The 18,250-nt window shown below is 72.8% G+C and carries 16 protein-coding genes; 7 read left to right on the top strand and 9 right to left on the bottom strand.

Annotated elements, in window-relative coordinates:
* From glpK to ACGFRB_RS28180, 3 genes are all read left to right on the top strand, one after another.
* Positions 1 to 1,551: a glycerol kinase GlpK gene (glpK, locus tag ACGFRB_RS28190; protein ID WP_363008682.1), complete on the top strand. Its 1,551-nt coding sequence runs from the start codon at positions 1 to 3 to the stop codon at positions 1,549 to 1,551.
* Between the two features lie 16 nt (positions 1,552 to 1,567).
* Positions 1,568 to 3,172, top strand: coding sequence for an FAD-dependent oxidoreductase (locus tag ACGFRB_RS28185; protein WP_393246996.1), 1,605 nt, complete (start codon positions 1,568 to 1,570; stop codon positions 3,170 to 3,172).
* A 241-nt stretch (positions 3,173 to 3,413) separates the two neighbouring features.
* Positions 3,414 to 4,682, top strand: a complete 1,269-nt coding sequence (locus tag ACGFRB_RS28180) for a PAC2 family protein (protein WP_393246994.1) — start codon at positions 3,414 to 3,416, stop codon at positions 4,680 to 4,682.
* A 181-nt stretch (positions 4,683 to 4,863) separates the two neighbouring features.
* Here ACGFRB_RS28180 and mshC read toward each other — a convergent pair whose 3' ends face one another.
* The 4 genes from mshC to ACGFRB_RS28160 all read right to left on the bottom strand — a co-directional run bounded on the left by mshC (position 4,864) and on the right by ACGFRB_RS28160 (position 8,551).
* On the bottom strand, positions 4,864 to 6,093 hold the full coding sequence (gene mshC / locus ACGFRB_RS28175) for a cysteine--1-D-myo-inosityl 2-amino-2-deoxy-alpha-D-glucopyranoside ligase (RefSeq protein WP_393246993.1): 1,230 nt from the start codon (positions 6,091 to 6,093) through the stop codon (positions 4,864 to 4,866).
* Positions 6,094 to 6,331: 238 nt separating this feature from the next.
* A complete protein-coding gene (locus ACGFRB_RS28170) occupies positions 6,332 to 7,213 on the bottom strand; it encodes an SCO1664 family protein (RefSeq protein ID WP_393247022.1) in 882 nt (293 codons plus the stop codon).
* Positions 7,177 to 7,767, bottom strand: coding sequence for a DUF3090 domain-containing protein (locus ACGFRB_RS28165; RefSeq protein ID WP_363008690.1), 591 nt, complete (start codon positions 7,765 to 7,767; stop codon positions 7,177 to 7,179). Before ACGFRB_RS28165 ends, ACGFRB_RS28170 begins: the two co-directional genes overlap by 37 nt.
* 94 nt (positions 7,768 to 7,861) lie before the next feature.
* The gene (locus ACGFRB_RS28160) at positions 7,862 to 8,551 is read right to left on the bottom strand and encodes a histidine phosphatase family protein (protein ID WP_393246991.1); all 690 of its coding nucleotides are present in this window, start codon (positions 8,549 to 8,551) and stop codon (positions 7,862 to 7,864) included.
* 178 nt (positions 8,552 to 8,729) lie between these two features.
* Between ACGFRB_RS28160 and ACGFRB_RS28155 the strand changes: the two genes are divergently transcribed.
* Positions 8,730 to 9,722: a magnesium and cobalt transport protein CorA gene (locus ACGFRB_RS28155; RefSeq protein WP_363008839.1), complete on the top strand. Its 993-nt coding sequence runs from the start codon at positions 8,730 to 8,732 to the stop codon at positions 9,720 to 9,722.
* 36 nt (positions 9,723 to 9,758) lie between these two features.
* Here ACGFRB_RS28155 and ACGFRB_RS28150 read toward each other — a convergent pair whose 3' ends face one another.
* Positions 9,759 to 10,544, bottom strand: a complete 786-nt coding sequence (locus ACGFRB_RS28150; RefSeq protein ID WP_393246989.1) for a ferritin-like domain-containing protein — start codon at positions 10,542 to 10,544, stop codon at positions 9,759 to 9,761.
* A gap of 326 nt (positions 10,545 to 10,870) precedes the next feature.
* A complete protein-coding gene (locus ACGFRB_RS28145) occupies positions 10,871 to 11,920 on the bottom strand; it encodes an LLM class F420-dependent oxidoreductase (protein WP_393246987.1) in 1,050 nt (349 codons plus the stop codon).
* A gap of 153 nt (positions 11,921 to 12,073) precedes the next feature.
* On the opposite strand from ACGFRB_RS28145, the gene ACGFRB_RS28140 reads away from it, so the two are divergent.
* Both ACGFRB_RS28140 and ACGFRB_RS28135 read left to right on the top strand, forming a co-directional pair.
* Entirely contained in the window at positions 12,074 to 13,051 is a 978-nt protein-coding gene (locus ACGFRB_RS28140; RefSeq protein ID WP_363008698.1) for an aldo/keto reductase, read from the top strand.
* Entirely contained in the window at positions 13,048 to 15,426 is a 2,379-nt protein-coding gene (locus ACGFRB_RS28135) for a helix-hairpin-helix domain-containing protein (protein ID WP_393246985.1), read from the top strand. The genes ACGFRB_RS28140 and ACGFRB_RS28135 overlap by 4 nt, the downstream gene beginning before the upstream one ends.
* 306 nt (positions 15,427 to 15,732) lie before the next feature.
* Here the strand turns inward: ACGFRB_RS28135 and ACGFRB_RS28130 are convergent, their stop codons facing one another.
* Entirely contained in the window at positions 15,733 to 16,488 is a 756-nt protein-coding gene (locus ACGFRB_RS28130; protein ID WP_393246984.1) for a hypothetical protein, read from the bottom strand.
* 47 nt (positions 16,489 to 16,535) lie between these two features.
* Between ACGFRB_RS28130 and ACGFRB_RS28125 the strand changes: the two genes are divergently transcribed.
* Positions 16,536 to 16,724, top strand: coding sequence for a DUF5703 family protein (locus tag ACGFRB_RS28125; protein ID WP_361227815.1), 189 nt, complete (start codon positions 16,536 to 16,538; stop codon positions 16,722 to 16,724).
* 102 nt (positions 16,725 to 16,826) lie between these two features.
* Here ACGFRB_RS28125 and ACGFRB_RS28120 read toward each other — a convergent pair whose 3' ends face one another.
* Positions 16,827 to 17,519 (bottom strand): chaplin, encoded by a 693-nt coding sequence (locus tag ACGFRB_RS28120; RefSeq protein ID WP_393247020.1) that lies wholly within the window; start codon positions 17,517 to 17,519, stop codon positions 16,827 to 16,829.
* 144 nt (positions 17,520 to 17,663) lie between these two features.
* Complete coding sequence (locus tag ACGFRB_RS28115; RefSeq protein WP_363008707.1) at positions 17,664 to 17,897, bottom strand: chaplin; 234 nt, start codon at positions 17,895 to 17,897, stop codon at positions 17,664 to 17,666.
* Between the last annotated feature and the right edge of the window lie 353 nt (positions 17,898 to 18,250).

Raw genomic sequence — 18,250 nt, 5'->3', positions numbered from 1 at the left:
GTGACCGACGCCCCCACCTCCGCCACCGCCACCCATGGCGCGGGTCCGTTCATCGCCGCGATCGACCAGGGCACCACTTCCTCGCGCTGCATCGTCTTCGACAAGGACGGCCGGATCGTCTCCGTCGATCAGAAGGAGCACGAGCAGATCTTCCCGAAGCCGGGCTGGGTCGAGCACGACGCCGTCGAGATCTGGACCAACGTCCAGGAGGTCGTCGCCGCCGCCATCGCGAAGGCCGGCATCACCGCGGCCGACGTCAAGGCCATCGGCATCACCAACCAGCGCGAGACCACGCTGATGTGGGACCGGACGACCGGCGAGCCGGTCCACAACGCGCTGGTGTGGCAGGACACCCGTACCGACGCCCTGTGCAAGGAACTCGGCCGCAACGTCGGGCAGGACCGTTTCCGCCGTGAGACCGGGCTGCCGCTCGCCTCCTACTTCTCCGGCCCCAAGGTCCGCTGGCTGCTCGACAACGTCGAGGGCCTGCGGGCGCGTGCCGAGCGCGGCGACATCCTCTTCGGCACCATGGACTCCTGGGTCATCTGGAACCTGACCGGCGGCACCGAGGGCGGCGTCCACGTCACCGACGTCACCAACGCCTCCCGCACCATGCTGATGAACCTGCACGAGATGGCGTGGGACGAGCGCATCCTCGCGTCGATGGACATCCCGGCCACCGTGCTGCCCGAGATCCGCTCCTCCGCCGAGGTGTACGGCGCGGTCAAGGGCGGCGTCCTCGACGGCGTCCCGGTGGCGTCGGCGCTCGGCGACCAGCAGGCCGCCCTGTTCGGCCAGACCTGCTTCGCCGAGGGCGAGGCCAAGTCCACGTACGGCACCGGCACGTTCATGCTGATGAACACCGGCGACAAGATCATCAACTCCTACAGCGGCCTGCTGACCACCGTCGGCTACCGGATCGGCGACCAGAAGCCGGTCTACGCCCTGGAGGGCTCGATCGCCGTCACCGGCTCGCTCGTCCAGTGGATGCGCGACCAGATGGGCCTCATCAAGTCCGCCGCCGAGATCGAGACCCTGGCCTCCTCCGTCGAGGACAACGGCGGCGCCTACTTCGTGCCGGCCTTCTCCGGGCTGTTCGCCCCGTACTGGCGCTCCGACGCCCGCGGTGTGATCGCCGGTCTCACCCGGTACGTCACCAAGGCGCACATCGCCCGCGCCGTCCTGGAGGCCACCGCCTGGCAGACCCGCGAGATCACCGACGCCATGACCAAGGACTCCGGCGTCGAGCTGGCCGCCCTCAAGGTCGACGGCGGCATGACCTCCAACAACCTGCTGATGCAGACCCTCTCCGACTTCCTGGACGCCCCCGTGGTGCGCCCGATGGTCGCCGAGACCACCTGCCTCGGCGCCGCCTACGCCGCCGGTCTCGCCGTCGGCTTCTGGCCGGACACCGACGCCTTGCGCGCCAACTGGCGCCGGGCCGCCGAGTGGACCCCTCGCATGGACGCCGACAAGCGCGAGCGCGAGTACAAGAGCTGGCTCAAGGCCGTAGAGCGTTCCATGGGCTGGCTCGAAGAAGAAGAGAAGTGACGAGGAGTAATTCGCGATGACCACCCCGCAGAGCCTCCCCTCCCTGGGGACGCACCCGGCCGCCGGTTCGCTCCCGACCCGCGCCGAGACCCGTGATCAGCTGTCCAGGGCGACCTACGACCTCCTGGTGATCGGCGGCGGCATCCTGGGCATCTCCACCGCCTGGCACGCCGCGCAGTCCGGGCTGCGGGTGGCCCTCGTGGACGCCGGCGACTTCGCCGGCGCCACCTCCTCGGCCTCCTCCAAGTTGCTCCACGGCGGCCTGCGCTACCTCCAGACCGGCGCGGTCAAGCTGGTCGCCGAGAACCACTTCGAACGGCGCGCGGTCTCCCGCCAGGTGGCCCCCCACCTGTCCAACCCGCTCACCTTCTACCTGCCGGTCTACAAGGGCGGCCCGCACGGCGCCGCCAAGCTCGGCGCCGGCGTCTTCGCCTACAGCGCCCTGTCAGCCTTCGGCGACGGCGTCGGCCATCTGCTGAGCCCCGCCAAGGCCGCCCAGGACGTGCCGGAGCTGCGCACCGACGGTCTCAAGGCCGTCGCCGTCTACGGCGACGACCAGATGAACGACGCCCGCATGGCGCTGATGACGGTCCGCGCCGCGGTCGACGCCGGCGCGGTCGTCCTCAACCACGCCGAGGTCGGCGGGCTGCGCTTCACCCGGGGCCGGGTCACCGGCGCCGAGCTCAGGGACCGGCTGACGGGCGAGGAGTTCGGCGTCGACGCCCGGCTGGTGCTCAACGCCACCGGCCCCTGGGTCGACCACGTCCGCCGGATGGAGGACCCCCACGCGGCCCCCTCCATCCGGCTGTCCAAGGGCGCCCACCTGGTCCTCAAGCGCACCTCCCCCTGGAAGGCGGCCCTCGCCACCCCGATCGACAAGTACCGGATCACCTTCGCCCTCCCCTGGGAGGACATGCTGCTGCTCGGCACCACCGACGAGGAGTACGAGGGCGAGCCGGGCGAGGTCGCCGTCAACGACAAGGACATCGCCCAGATCCTGGACGAGGCCGCCTTCTCCATCCGCGACCAGCAGCTCGACCGCTCCCTGATCACCTACTCCTTCGCGGGCCTGCGGGTGCTGCCGGGCGGCCCCGGCGACACCTCGAAGGCGAAGCGGGAGACGGTCGTCACCGAGGGCCGCGGCGGCATGCTGTCGGTGGCCGGCGGCAAGTGGACCACCTTCCGGCACATCGGCCGCACCATCATGAAGAAGCTGGAGGCGCTGCCGGGGCACCCGCTCGGCGACTCCTTCGAGCCGGTGTCCGCGCTGCCGAAGCGGCTGCCGCTGCCCGGTATCGCCAACCCGAACGCGGTCGCCCACCGGCTCCTCGTCGACGGCCCGGCGCCCGGCCCGCGGATGGCCGCCGACACCGCCAAGCACCTGGCCACCCACTACGGCTCGCTCTCCTTCGACATCGCCCGCATGGCGAACGAGGACCCCGCCCTCGCCGAGCGTATCCACCCGGACGCGCCGGAGATCTGGGCCCAGGTCGCCTACGCGCGCGACCACGAGTGGGCCGAGACCGCGGACGACGTGCTGCGCCGCCGCACCACCCTGACCATCCGCGGCCTGGCCACGGACGAGATACGGGGCAAGGTGGAGGACATGCTGCGCGGCTGATCGTTCAGGGGGCCCACGAGGGCCATGGGTAAGGGGCGGTCTCTCTGGAGACCGCCCCTTACCCATGCCCGGAAACCGCCCGGAAACGGCCGGCCACGATCGTGCCGTGTGCCGACCGGAGTTCCTGGGTAGTCGATCACAGCCGAGAGTGCCCCGGGCGTCGTCCGAGGGCTGCGGGCGGGCCGCCGGATGGGCATAAGGTTGGTCCGTACGAGACAACTATCGACGAAGGAGGCGCTGGGTGATCGAGCTCGAGGGGGTTCCCGAGCTGATCGACCCGGTCATGGTGGCCGCGTTCGAGGGGTGGAACGACGCCGGTGACGCCGCCTCCGCCGCGGTCGCCCATCTCGACCGGGAGTGGAAGGGCGAGGTGTTCGCGGCGCTCGACGCCGAGGACTACTACGACTTCCAGGTCAACCGGCCCACGGTGTGGCTGGACAACGGGGTACGGAAGATCACCTGGCCGACGACCCGGCTGTCCGTGGTCCGGGTCGGCGGCGAGAAGCCCCGCGACCTGGTGCTGGTGCGCGGGATCGAGCCGTCGATGCGCTGGCGTTCGTTCTGCAACGAGCTGCTCGGCTTCGCGCACGAACTGGGCGTGGAGATGGTGGTGATCCTGGGCGCGCTGCTCGGCGACACCCCGCACACCCGTCCGGTACCGGTCAGCGGCGTCACCTCCGACCCCGACCTGGCCCGCACGATGGACCTGGAGGAGACCCGTTACGAGGGTCCGACCGGCATCGTGGGCATCCTCCAGGAGGCGTGCACCCATGCCGGGGTCCCGGCGGTGAGCCTGTGGGCGGCGGTGCCGCACTACGTGTCGCAGCCGCCGAACCCGAAGGCGACCCTGGCGCTGCTCAACCGGCTGGAGGACCTCGTCGGTCTGCACATCCCGCTGGGCGAGCTGCCCGAGGACGCGCGGGCGTGGCAGCTGGGCGTGGACCAGCTGGCCGCCGAGGACAGCGAGGTCGCCGAGTACGTGCAGACGCTGGAGGAGGCACGGGACACGGCCGAGCTGCCGGAGGCGTCAGGCGAGGCCATCGCCCGGGAGTTCGAGCGCTATCTGCGGCGCCGTGAGCCGGGGCCGGGCGCCGGCCCGGGAGTGGCGACGGAGGGCACCGACCCCTCGTACCTGCGGGACGCTCCCAGCGACCGGACCCGTCCGCCGAAGCCGGCACAGCCGGGGCCGGAGGCGGTGCCGGGCACGGAGGCGGACACGTCGGAGTCCGGCGAGACCGGACCCGCGGCGGAGAAGCCGGACGCGGGCGCGGGCGCGGAGACGGACGCGCGGGACGGCGAGGACGGCAAGGCCGCCAAGAGCGGCAAGAGCAGCAAGAACAGCAAGAACGACGAGGACACAGAAGCCTCGGACTCCGGCAAGGACTCCGGCTCCGGTACGAACGCGGGCACGGGCTCTATTCCGGACGCGGACGCGGGCTCGGAGCCGCCGGTGCCGGGTGCGGGCGACCGGCCCGAGGGGCCCGAGGGCTCCCAGGACACCGAGAAGTAGGCGTACGGGAGGGGTGGCACGGCCACCCCTCCCGTCTCGTTTTCCCGGCACCGGGCACGTCCGGCCTATGCCAGGCAGCGCGGTGGCGGGAATGTCGTCGGAACACAACACAGCGGCGGGCCGCACCCGGGCACATGCCCCAGGGGTGCGGCCCGCCGTTGTACGGGGTACGGGCGCCCGCTTACAGGGCGACGCCGAGCAGCGCGTCGACGGCGCGCGAGACGACACCGGGGGCGGACTCGTCGGTGCCGCCGTCGGCGGTCTGGAGCGCGGCCCAGCGGTCGACCGCGGCGAGCGCGGCCGGGGCGTCCAGGTCGTCGGCGAGCGCGTCGCGCATCTCCTCGACGAGCGCGTCGGCGGACGGGCCGTCGGGGCGCGAGACGGCGGCGCGCCAGCGGCCCAGCCGCTCCACGGCGTCCTGGAGGACCTGGTCGGTCCACTCCCAGTTGGCCCGGTAGTGGTGGGAGAGCAGGGCGAGCCGGATCGCGGCCGGGTCGACGCCGTCCTGGCGCAGTCGGGAGACGAAGACCAGGTTGCCCTTGGACTTCGACATCTTCTCGCCGTCCAGGGCGACCATGCCGGCGTGTACGTACGCCTTGGCCATGGGGAACTCGCCGGTGAGCGCCTGGGCGTGCGAGGCGCCCATCTCGTGGTGCGGGAAGATCAGGTCGGACCCGCCGCCCTGGATGTCGAAGCCCATGCCGAGGTGGTCGAGGGCGATGGCGACGCACTCGATGTGCCAGCCGGGGCGGCCCGCGCCGAGGCTGCCGCCGTCCCAGCTGGGCTCGCCCTCGCGGGCGGCCATCCACAGCATCGGGTCGAGCGGGTTCTTCTTGCCCGGACGGTCCGGGTCGCCGCCGCGCTCGGCGGAGAGGTGGCGCATGAGCGCGGTGTCGTAGTGCGAGACCTCGCCGAAGTGCGGGTCGGCCTCGATGGAGAAGTAGATGTCGCCGTCGAGCTCGTAGGCGGCGCCGGAGTCCCGCAGCCGCTCGACCAGCGGGATGATGGCCGGAATGGCCTCGACCGCGCCGATGTAGTTCTTCGGCGGCAGCATGCGCAGGGCGGTCATGTCCTCGCGGAACAGAGCGGTCTCGCGCTCGGCGAGGCCGACCCAGTCGATCCCGTCGCGGATCGCGCGCTCCAGGAGCGGGTCGTCCACGTCGGTGACGTTCTGGACGTAGTGGACCTGCCGCTTGGTGTCGAGCCACACGCGCTGCACGAGGTCGAACGCGTTGTAGGTCGCCGCGTGACCCATGTGGGTCGCGTCGTACGGCGTGATGCCGCAGACGTACAGGCGGGCGACGGGACCGGGGGCGAGGGTCACTCGTCCACCGGTCGCGGTGTCGTGAATCCGGAGGTCGCGGCCCTTGCCGGGCAGGGCGGGGACTTCAGAAGCGGGCCAGGCATGCATGTCCTGAGCGTAACCGGACGGCAGTTCCGGATACGAACCGCACCCTGGATCTCGGCCGATTAGGCGGTCTTGCGGACTCGGCGTGTACATGCATAGCCCGAAGGGGCCTGTCCAGGGGCCTTGTCGCGCGGGGGCGATTGGCCGAAAAGCTTCGGGGGACTATGGCAAGTTCGGCAGGCGCCTGCCGGGCCGACGGCTCGGCAGGGATCGGCTGGACCGGCGGCCCGGGAAGGGTCCGCTAGACCGGCGGCCAGGGGATGGCCGGCCACTGCCCGGTCGGTACGGGGTGCCGGCCGGCCTCCAGCAGGACGGCGACCCGCCGGCGCAGCGCGGTCACCTCCGCCCCGGTCAGCAGTGCGGCCAGCCGATCGGCCAGCACAGTGCCGGGGGCCAGCCGCTCGCCGAGTGCCCGCAGGGCGGCGGTGGCCTCGTCGGTCAGCTCCTCCCCCGCCCAGCCCCACAGCAGGGTGCGCAGCTTGTCGTCGACATGGAAGGAGACCCCGTGGTCGATCCCGTAGAGCCGGCCGTCGGCGGTGGGCAGCAGATGCCCGCCCTTGCGGTCGGAGTTGTTGATCACAGCATCCAGGACGGCGAGCCGGCGCAGCTGCGGGGCGTCGGCGTGCACGAGGAGCGCCGTGCGGTCCTCGTCGACCTGGGCGGGGCCGACGGCCTTCCAGCCCTCCCCCGCCTCCTCGTCGTCGACGAGGGCGAGGAGCGTCGCCGACGGGTCGGGTTCGACCCACAGCTGCACCATGCCCTCGCCGTACGGGCCCTCGCGCAGCACGGTCGGCGGGACCAGGCCCCAGCCCATCGCCTCGGACAGTTCGTAGGCGGCGACCTCGCGCTGGGCGAGCGTGCCGTCGGGGAAGTCCCACAGCGGGCGCTCGCCCGCGACCGGCTTGTAGACGCAGTCGGCTTCCTCGCCCGCGTGGGCGACGGAGCAGTACAGCACCGCGTTGGACGCCTCACGGATCCGGCCCCGGACGGTCAGTTCGCCCCGGGAGAGCAGGTCGATGACGCCGCCCGGCCCGCCGGGCCGGGGCCGGCGGGCCGGGTCGGCCGCGAGACGGTCCTGGTCGCCGCTCATGCGCCTCGGCGGTATCCGTTCTGACGCGGGCAGACATGGCCCTCGGGATCGAGCGGCAGGCCGCACAGCGGGCACGGCGGGCGGCCCGCGTTGACCACGTCGAGGGCGCGCTTGGCGAAGGCCCGGGCCTGGGCGCCGGTGAGCCGGACGCGCAGCATCGGCGGGCCGTTCTCCTCGTCCTGGAGCAGCCGTTCCTCGGCCTCGGCGAGCTCCTCCTCGGAGTCGGCGTCGAGTTCGACGAGCGCCTGCGCCTCGACGATCATGCGTTCTTCCCCGCCGTCCCAGGCGAGGGCCATGGTGCCGACCCGGAACTCCTCCTCGACGGGGGTGTCGAGGGGTGCGGCGTCGGCGTTCTCGGCGAGCGCGACAGCGGGGACGGGGGCGTTGCCGCCGGTGCGGCGGACGACCTCGTCCAGCAGTTCGTCGATCCGTTCGGCGAGCGCCGCGACCTGGCTCTTCTCCAGGGCGACGCTGGTGACCCGGCCGGGCGCGGACGCCTGCAGGAAGAACGTACGGCGGCCAGGCAGCCCGACCGTACCGGCCACGAAACGCTCCGGTGGGTCGTAGAGGAACACCTGACGGGACACGTCCCGACTCCCTTGGGTCTCGGTGGGCAGCTGTCCCGGTGGGGTCGGGCACAGCTGTGCTACAGCGGCGCGTCCACCCTACTGCGCGTAGGGATCACGGTGCGCCCGCACCGCCTCCCACCTCGGCCGCCCCGTCGCCTGCCGGGGTCTCGCGAGGGGCGAGGGAGGCGAGATCGCCGGTGTCGCCGAGCCGGATCAGGAAGGGGCGCAGCCGGGTGTAGCGGATCGCGGTGACCGAGCAGGGGTCGGCCTGGATCCGCTGGAAGAGGTCGAGGTGCAGGCCGAGGGCGTCGGCGACGAGCGCCTTCACGATGTCGCCGTGGGTGCACATCGCGTAGACGGCGTCCTCGCCGTGCCCGGCCTCGATCCGGGCGTTCCAGTCGTGGACGGCGTCCACGGCGCGGGCCTGCATGGCGCGCATGGACTCGCCGCCGGGGAAGGCGGCGGCGGCGGGGTGCGCCTGGACGACGTTCATCAGCGGTTCGTCCATCAGCTCGGCGAGCTTGCGGCCGGACCAGTCGCCGTAGTCGCACTCGTTGATCCGCTCCTCGATGTGGAGCGGCAGCCCGGGGCGGGCGTCGAGCAGCGGCCGTACGGTCTCGCGGCAGCGCTGGAGCGGGCTGGAGACGACGGCGGCCAGGGGGATGCCGGCGAGCCGTCCGGGCAGCGCGGCGGCCTGGGCGGTGCCGCGTTCGTCGAGCGCGACACCGGGCGTGCGACCCGCGAGCACTCCGGAGGTGTTGGCGGTGGAGCGTCCGTGCCGGACGAGGATCAGCGTGGCCATGGCGGCCAGCCTACGCGCGCGGGGCGGCGGGGCCCGGGGGTTCGGCGGACGCGGGCGGGCGAGCCCGGGAGATGAACCGGGAAGGTCCGGGGGGAGGGGCCAAAGGAGGCGGGAGCCGGGCCGGAACCGGGCCGGAACAGACGCGGAAGAGGTGCGGGAAGGGGCCGGACGAGGGAGAATACGGCCCGTGATCGTGGACTCAGCCATCTACCGGGACGGACGCAGGACGTCCGGCCCCGACGACCTCTCGGACGCGCTCGCCGAGGCGCGGGCGACCGGCCACGCATTCTTGTGGGTCGGCCTGCACGAGCCGTCGGAAGCCGAGTTCGCCCATGTCTCGGAGGAGTTCGCGCTGCACCCGCTGGCGGTGGAGGACGCTCTGAAGGCCCATCAGCGGCCCAAGCTGGAGGTCTACGACGACTCGCTGTTCATGGTGCTCAAGCCGGTGGTGTACGACGCGGCCAGCGACCGGGTGTCATCGGGCGAGGTGATGGTCTTCATCGGCGACTCGTTCGTGGTGACCGTGCGGCACGGGGAGGGAGCGCCGCTGGCGGCGGTACGGCAGCGGCTGGAGGACGAGCCCGAGGTCCTGCGGCACGGCCCGGCCTCGGTGCTCTACGCGATCGGCGACGCGGTGGTGGACCACTACATCGACGTGGCCGGGGAGCTCCAGATCGACCTGGAGGAGCTGGAGGCGGACGTCTTCGCGCCGTCGGGCGGGGGTTCGGGGCGCACGGCGGAGCGGATCTACACGGCCAAGCGGCAGGTCCTGGAGTTCCGGCGGGCGAGCGGTCCGCTGGCGGGGCCGGTGGGCAGGCTCGCGACGGGCTCGCTGCCCTTCGTACACGATCACTCGATGCCGTTCTTCCGGGACGTACAGGACCATCTGCTGCGGGCGAACGAGCAGGTGGAGGGGTTGGACCGGCTGCTGTCGGACATGCTCTCGGCGCATCTGGCGCAGATGGGCGTACGGCAGAACGACGACATGCGCAAGATCTCGGCGTGGGCGGCGATGGCCGCCGTTCCCACGATGGTCGCGGGGATCTACGGAATGAACTTCCGGCATATGCCGGAGCTGGACTGGGTCTGGTCGTACCCGGCCGTGATCGTCCTGATGGCGGGCGTCGTCACCGCCCTCTACGTGCAGTTCAAGCGGCGCGGCTGGATGTGACGGGACGGCCGGTCCTGCGGCCGGCCCCCGGCAGGCTCAGAAGGCGCCGGCCGGGACCGGCGGGCCACCGAGAGCGTCACGGCGTTCGGGCATCCTGAGGTCGACCATCCGGTGCCAGCCGGCGGCCCGTTCGTACGCGTACATGGCGTGGATGCCGGCGGCGAGCGCGCCGGCCTTCGCGCGCGGCCACCGCAGGATGCGGCCCATGTGGCCCATCACCGAGAGGCTGACGTCCCGGTAGATCGCGATCTCGGCCAGCGCGCACGCGCGCAGGGTGCGCTGGATGAGCCGGCCGTGGCCCTGGTGGTTGAGCCGGAGCAGTTCCTCGTGGCAGTAGGCGAGGTGATTCTCCTCGTCGTGGCAGATCATCCTGATCGCCTTGCCGAGTTCGGGGTGGTCCCCGAAGTGCGTGACGAGCATGTCCATCTGGGAGGCGGCGCGCTCCTCGGTGATCCGGCTGTGCGCGAGATAGACGACGATGTCCCGCTCGGTCAGCGGCTCGTCGCGGCGCAGGGTCGTGTGGGCGAGCCCGATGCCGCGCCGTTCCAGGAGCATCGTGTAGTCGGTGTCGGGGGGCACCGGGACGGGGTCGAGACCCCGCTTTCTCAGCAGGGCGTTGAAGATCCTGCCGTGCTTGTCCTCGTCGGCGCCGTGCCGCGCGATCTTGGGGGCCAGGTCCCGCATACCGGGGGCGACGAGGGCCGCGATACGGCCGTTCTCCCAGCCGCCCTGCGCCTCGCCGCTGGCGGCGATGGAGCAGAAGAGCTGGAACGTCTCGTCGTCGTCGATGATTTCCTGGAACAGGCTCTTGGCCGTGAGCATGGCTGCCACCTCCCGTGCGGTACGAGTCAAGTGCGCCACGCCGGGGCGGGCAACAGGAGGGCACGGCGACTGAGCCGAACGAAGGACGCGCCGGGACGCGCCGGGACGGGCCGAGACGGACCGGGGACGGGCCAGGGAGGGCCGGTGGGACGGTCACCGCGACCGGCCGAAGAGGGCAAGGGGCGGCTGAGGGACGGCCAGGGGACGGCGCGGGGCGTAACCCGCGGGAGCGCTCGCGCGTTGTGCTCCGTAACGGCCGTGGCGGGGCACCCCGAGCCCTCACCACGGCCGTGAGACCCGTCCGGGTCCTGTCCGGATCCGGTCGGTCAGGCCGCTCCGGACCGCTCCAGCGCCTCCACACCGGCCCGCAGGGCGGCGATCCGTTCGTCGAGCGTGAAGCCCGCGGGGGCCAGGGTCAGGGTCGTCACTCCGGCGGCCGCGTACTCCCGCATACGGTCGGCGATCCGGTCGACGGAGCCGAGGAGGGTGGTCCGGTCGATCAGCTGGTGCGGTACGGCCGCGGCGGCGCCGTCCTTGTCGCCGGACAGGTACTTGTCCTGGATCTCGGCGGCCGCCTTCTCGTAGCCCATGCGCTGGGCGAGCCGGTTGTAGAAGTTCTGCTTCCGGCTGCCCATGCCGCCGACGTAGAGGGCGGTGTACGGGCGGAAGATGTCGGCGAGCGCCTCGACGTCGTCGCCGAGCGCGAGCGGAAGGGTGGGATGGACGTCGAAGCCCTCCATCGTGAGCCCGGCCTTCTCGCGGCCCGCGCGCAGCGGGCGCAGCGCGGTCTCCTCCAGGTGTTCGGCGGCGGGGAAGATCAGCAGGGCGCCGTCGGCGATCTCGCCCGTCTGCTCCAGGTTCTTCGGCCCGATGGCGGCGATGTAGAGCGGGATGCGCGGGCGGGTCGGGTGGACCGTGAGCTTGAGCGGCTTGCCCGGACCGTCCGGCAGCGGCAGGGTCCAGTGCTCGCCCTGGTGGGTCAGGCGTTCGCGGGTCATGGCCTTGCGGACGATCTCGACGTACTCGCGGGTGCGGGCGAGCGGCTTGTCGAACCTGACGCCGTACCAGCCCTCGGAGACCTGCGGCCCGGAGACACCGAGCCCGAGCCGGAACCGGCCGCCGGACAGGGAGTCGAGCGTCGCGGCGGTCATCGCCGTCATCGCGGGCTGGCGGGCCGGGATCTGCATGATGGCCGAGCCGATGTCGATCCGCTCGGTGCGGGCGGCGACGAAGGAGAGCACGGTGGGGGCGTCGGAGCCGTACGCCTCCGCGGCCCAGCAGACGTCGTAGCCGAGGCGGTCCGCCTCCTGGGCGACGGCGAGATTGTCGCCGTCCATGCCCGCGCCCCAATAACCGAGGTTGATGCCGAGCCGCATGCCACGTACCCCTTACCCGTCGGTAACGTCGTTGTGGGCGGGACTCTAGCGCGCGGTGCCGGCCTCCGACAGGAGCCCGGGCGGACCGGTACCTGTGGACAAGTTGTCCACAGGCTCTCTCGGTGTCGCGCCGTGGCCAGTAATCTCGCCGCCATGGAGCAGAGGCATCTCGGACGTACCGGCCTGCGTGTGTCCCGGCTCGGGCTCGGCACCCTCACCTGGGGCCGGGACACCGACGAGCACGACGCGGCCGAGCAGATGAAGGCGTTCTGGGACGCGGGCGGCACCCTCGTGGACACCGCCGACGTGTACGGGGGCGGCGAGGCAGAGTACCTGCTCGGGAAGTTCCTGAACACCCTGGTGCCCCGGCACGAGCTGGTGATCTCGACCAAGGCGGGCAGCATCCCCGACCCGGACCGGCGGACGAACGGCTCGCGCGGGCATCTACTCGCCTCGCTGGACGACTCGCTGGCCCGGCTCGGCACCGATCACGTGGACCTGTGGCAGCTGCACTCCTTCGACCCGTACACGCCCCTGGAGGAGTCGCTGCAGGCCCTCGACATCGCCGTGCACAGCGGGCGGGCCCGCTATGTCGGCGTGTCCGGATTCTGCGGCTGGCAGCTCGCCAAGGCCGGCACCTGGCAGCTGGCCGGTGAGCGGACCCGGCTCGCCGGTACGCAGATGGAGTACTCGCTGCTCCAGCGCGGCATCGAGCGCGAGGTGCTGCCGGCGGCGCTGGACCTGGGCATCGGGCTGCTGCCCTCCTCGCCGCTGGGACGCGGGGTGCTCACCGGCAAGTACCGCGACGGCACCCCGGCCGGGTCGCGCGGCGGTTCGGAGGCGCTGGCCCCGTTCGTGGAGCCGTACCTGGACGAGACCGCGAGCCGCATCGTGGGCGCCGTGACGACGGCCGCCGACGGCCTCGCGACCACCCCGCTCCAGGTCGCGCTGGCCTGGGTCCGCGACCGGCCCGGAGTGACCGCGCCGATCGTCGGCGCGCGCAACGCGCGGCAGCTGGCCGCGGCGCTGTCAGTGGAGGCCCTTAGTCTTCCTGACGAGATCTGCCAGGCGCTCGACGATGTGTCGGCGCCCGTGCACCGTTATCCGGATCACGACTGGAGCACCTTGTGACCGACCCCTCCGCGGCCACCCCGCCGCCCGACCCCGCAGAGGTCCCCGCCGACGGCACGGAACCGGACACCACCGGGGACATCGTCCCCGAGGGCGAGCCGGGACCCGGTACGAGCGGAACGGACGAGGCGGAGCCGGAGACCGAGGCGGGCTTGGAGACCGGGACGGAGGCGGAGCCGGAGGCCGGGACAGGCCCGGATGACGCGGACAGAACGGATAGTACGGACAGCGTGGCCGACACGGATGGCGCGGACGACGCGGAGGCCCCGGCCGGAAGCGAGGACGGGGGCGAGTCCGGCGGTGACGGAGACGGAGAGGAACCCGGCGACGCCCCGGAGTCCGGCGGCGAACCCGCGGGCGACCGCTCCGAGGGCGAGTCCGCTGCCGAGGGGGAAGCCGCGGCCGGGCTGAACGAGGCGCAGGCGGAGCTGGCCGCGCAGCGGGAGCTGCGGGCCAGAATCGAACAGCGCAAGGCCGAACGCGGGCCCGTCGAGGCCGGCGCGAAGCTCAGCGGGACGGCGGCGGACCTGCTGGCGGCGGTCCGGGCCGTGGAGAGCGGCGCGCGACCGGTCGCGGTCCCGCGTGCCGAGGAACCCGCCGCCGAGCGGCCCGTGCCGGCGCCGGCCCCGTCCGCCGCGCCGGAGCGGACGGTACGCCCGCCCGCGCCCCAGGCCCCGGCGGTGACCGAGGAGACGGAGACGGCGGTCCGCCAGGTCCTCGCGCGCGGGGGTGCCCCGGAGACCCTGGCGCCCCAGGTGGCGGCCGTGCTCGGCGAGGGCGCCGGCCGCGCCCTGGCCGGCGACCCGTGGCAGCTGCTGGCCGTGCCCGGGGTACGCCCCGAGCAGGCCGACGGGTTCGCCCGCGCGCTGCTGGGCGCGGAATGCGGGCCCGGCGACCCGCGCCGCGCGGTGGCGCTCACCGCGTGGATCCTGGAGCAAGCGGCCCGGCAGGGGCACACGGCCCTGGAGATCGGCGCCGTACGGGACGGGCTCGCCCGGCTCTCCGTGCCCGAGCCCGAGAAGGCGGTCGACCTGGCCGTCTCCGAGGCGGCGGTCCTGGTCTTCCAGGAGGAGGACGAGCAGGACCAGGAAGGGGAAGACGGCCTGGAGGACGGCGCCGACGAGACCGGGGAGCCCGGAGAAGGCCAGGGGCAGCCGCCCCGGCCCGAGGCACCGGTACTGCTGGGCCTCGAACGCTTCGCGCTCGCCGAGGAGAGCCTGGCCGACGGTCTCGCACGGCTGGTCCGTACGGTCCAGGCGGCCCCGTGGGACGGCCCCGAGCTGGCCCGTGCCGCCGGCGCGCACGGGCTGGTGCTGCACACCGGCGGCGAGGCTGCCCGCGCCGAACCCGCCGCGCTGGCCGCCGAGGCCCGCGCGCGGGGCCTGCGGGTCGTCCTCGCGGCCCACACCGCGCGCGACGGCGCCGTACCGGTGGCCGCGCTGCTGTCCGGCGCGGCGGGCCCGGGCCGGGACGCCGAGGGAGCGCTGGCCCTGGACCTGCTCGTCGTCCTGGACGCGCCGCAGCTCGGTCTGGAGTCCGCCGCCACGCTCGTCGAGGCGCTGCCCGACGGCTGCCGGCTCGTCCTCAGCGGCGACCCGCACGTCCTGGGCGCGGCCGGTCCCGGCCGGGTCTTCGCCGATCTGCTCGCCGCCCGGATCGCCCCGGTGATCGCCTCCCGCACGCCCGACCCCGGCCCCATCGGCGAGCTGGTGTCGGGGGTCGGCATCGGTGAGCTGAACCAGGTGGCGGCCCCCGGCAAGGAGGTCGTGATCGTCCCGGTCCGCGACGCCGCCGACGCGGTGCACCGCACGGTGCAGCTCGTCGCGGACTCGATCCCGAGGGCGATCGGGGTGCCGGCCGGCCAGACCCAGGTGATCACGGTCGGGCACGGCGGCTCCGCCGGCACCCGCGCCCTGAACGCGGCCCTGAAGCAGCGGCTCAACCCGGGCCCCGGCCGCTTCGGCGGCTTCGACCCGGGCGACCGGGTGGCCCACTCCCCCGCGCCCGGACGGACCGTCCCCGGCACGGTGGTCTCGGCCGACGCCGAAGGGCTGCACCTGGACTGCGAGGGTGCGCGGGTCGTCGTACCGAAGGAGCGGGTGGAGTCGGCGCTGCGGCACGGCTGGGCGCTGACCGCGCATCAGGCGGCCGGGGCACGCTGGCCGGCCGCGGTCGTGGTGCTGCCCGGGGACGCGGCCGGAGGCCTGAGCCGGGCCTGGGTGTACACCGCGTTCGGGCGCGCGGAGCGGCATCTGTCGGTGGTCCACGGGGTCGAGCAGGCCCTGCCGCGCGCGGTCGCCGAGCGCGTGGCCCCGGAGCGTACGACCCGGCTGCGCCCGCTGCTCGACGCCCTGCTCGCCGACGAGGAGAGCTAGGGCGTGTTTCGAAAGTCCCTCCTGGCCTGCGACGCCTGGCACGCACGCTCGCCGCGTTGTCGGAGTCATCCAAGTACGTCCAGTACGAGGATGATCCTCCGCCTTGCGATGCTGCTCGGCATCCGAAGGATGAATCAAGGCGCCGAGACGGAGCGAGCGAAGCGAGCGCAGTGCACCAGACGCCGCAGGCCCCGCCCTCCGGGCGGACGGAGCTACTTTCGAAACACGCCCTAGCCGGGAAGCAGTAGGGCAGAAGCCCTCCCGAGCGCGGCGCGCTCGGGAGGGCTTCGTCGTGTCGCCGGTCGTTCAGGCCCGGCGCACCGGGACCTGCCCGTCCGATTCGCCGTCGTTCACGTCGTCGTCGTGCTCGTCGTCCTCGTCGTGATCTTCTTCATCTTCGTCATGTCCGTCGCCCTCGACGTCCTCGATGTCGTCGTCATCGTCGGCGCCTTCGTCGTCGTGATCGTCATCCTCGTCGTCGAAGACGGCGCTGACGTCGAAGCGGCAGACGATGCTCTCCTGATCGATGTGGTCGAAGGGGTCGTTCAGCCACTCCCCCGGTTCGGCCAGGTCCTCGGCGGCCTCGATCCAGAGGGTGGAGTCGCCCTCCTCCAGGCCGAACTCGGTGTGCCGGGAGGCGATTTCGTCGGGCTCGTACTCGCCGAAGAGGACACCGAGCGCCGCGTGGGTGGTGACCGGCTCGTCCTCCCGGTCGAGGTCGGTGACCCGCCGGGCCTGGGCGATGAGACGCTGCGGCTCCACCACGGCGTAGTCCCGCCGGATCAGCACGCTCAGCGCGTGCGGCTCCTCCGGCCCGGCGTAGGGAGGCGGGGAATCGTCGACGTCGGGGATCTCGAAGGGGGTGACTTCGTCGTGCCGGTCGTAGAGGAGTTCGTCGTAGGCCTCCGCCGCCGCCGCGAGCGCGTTGAACGCCTCGTAGACGGCCGGGTCGTCCTGCCCCGAGCGGCGTTCGACCGCGGCGAGGTGACGGTCCAGTGCGGTTTTGACCGCCTCGGCGGCGGCGCGGACCTCGGCAGCGGTGGGCTGCGCAGCATCAGACATAGGACAGACGCTATCCGTACCTGACCCTTGGCCGCACAATAGATGCGATGCCGGAATACGAATTTGTCGACGTGTACGTGCCGCGCGGGGTCTCCCGGAAGGAGACGACGCGGCTTCTGACCGACCATGCCGAGTACGGGCAATGGGAGTTGGACCGCTTGAGTCTGCGCCGGGACGGCAGCCGGAGGGTACGGCTGAAACGGCGCATCATCCGTCAGATCCGCGCCACCTGGTGACATGAGGAAAGGGGCCCCGTCATGGGGCCCCTTCCTCTTTCCGGGCACGGCTCCGCCGAACACCCGTGGCCGCGGCCGCCGTCGCCGGTGCCGTCCGTTCGACTACGAGGCGCGGCGGGTCTTGCGGTAGAGCACGGCGCCCGCGAGGAGCATGCCCGCCCCGACGGGGAGGACGAGCCCGAGCGGCGCGGCGCCGGTCTGGGCCAGCTCCTCCATGGGCGGGGTGACCGAGTGGGTGCCCGGCGTGTTCGGGTGGTACGGCGTACCCGGGTGCGCCGGCGGCGTCACCGGGTGGCCCGGGTGCGTCGGGGTGCCCGGGTGCGCCGGGGTCACCGGGGTGGTGGGAACGACCGGGGTCGTCGGCTCGACGCCGTTGGCGCAGGCGTCGCCGCCGGCGGCGTTGCCGAGGCCGATGACGTCGATGCTGAGCCCGCAGGCGTTCACCGGGATGTCGACGGGCACCTGGACGTTGTTGCCGGAGATGACGCCCGGCGAGTTCGAGGCGACCCCGGTGGCGGTGGCGCCGTGGCCCCCGTGACCTCCGTGACCGCCGCCCGCGTTGACGCACTTGGTGCCCATCGCGGGGTTCATCAGCCCGACGACGTTGACGGTGTCGCCGCAGATGTTGACCGGAACGTTGACCGGCACCTGGACGGTGTTGCCGGAGGCGACGCCCGGCGAACCGGCCGCGACGCCGTGGGCACCCGCGTCGGCCTGGGCGTAGCCGCCTCCGAGGGCGAGCACGCCGCCCGCCGCGGCGACGGTGACGAGGCTCTTACGGGAGATGCGCGTGATGCGCGTGACCTGTCGCATTTGCTGTGTGACCTGCTCTGCTTCCATGCCTGTTCGGCTCGACTCGGTAACCACCGGCCCCGAAGTGCATGGCACGCACTCCGGGGCCGGCCTGGCTCGGACCCCGGAAAGGGCCGAGGTACAACGTCAGTCGTTGATGCAGGTGACCCCGAAGGCGGGGTTCATGATCCCGATGATGTCGATCGTGTCACCGCACAGGTTCAGGTCCAGGTCGACCGGAACCTGGATGACATCGCCCGAGACGACGCCCGGGGAGCCGACCGCGACACCCTCGGCACCCGAGTCGGCGACGGCCAGGCCCGCGCCCGCGAGAACGAGACTGCCGGTGACCGCCGCAGCGGCGACGACCTTCTTGATCATTCTTCCTCCTTGTTGGCAAAGCGGCCCCAGCCGCGGACCGCACCACCTGTAACGAGGAGGTCGTAGGGGGGCTACGAGCGCCCCCGGGCATTCACTCTTTCCGGGTATCCACGCACGCGCGGTCGATTCCGGAGTTGTCGGGCGATCAGGTGATCGGGTGACGCCCTTCCAGGCCGCCGGAGCCCCGGAGCCGCGCGCCGCGCACACCCACCCCACACGCGCCCCACACGCGCACCGCCCGCGCGCCGGGGCGGAAACCGGTGCGCGGGCGGTGTACGGGCCGTGTGCGGGCGGTGTGCGGGCGGTGTGCCGATGCCGTCCGGACGGTGCGCCGAGCGCGCCGCCCGGACGGG

The sequence above is a fragment of the Streptomyces sp. NPDC048718 genome (assembly GCF_043198875.1).
Taxonomy (GTDB): Bacteria; Actinomycetota; Actinomycetes; order Streptomycetales; family Streptomycetaceae; genus Streptomyces.
Note: the sequence above shows the minus strand (reverse complement) of the source record. Positions and strands in the feature narration are given on the sequence as shown.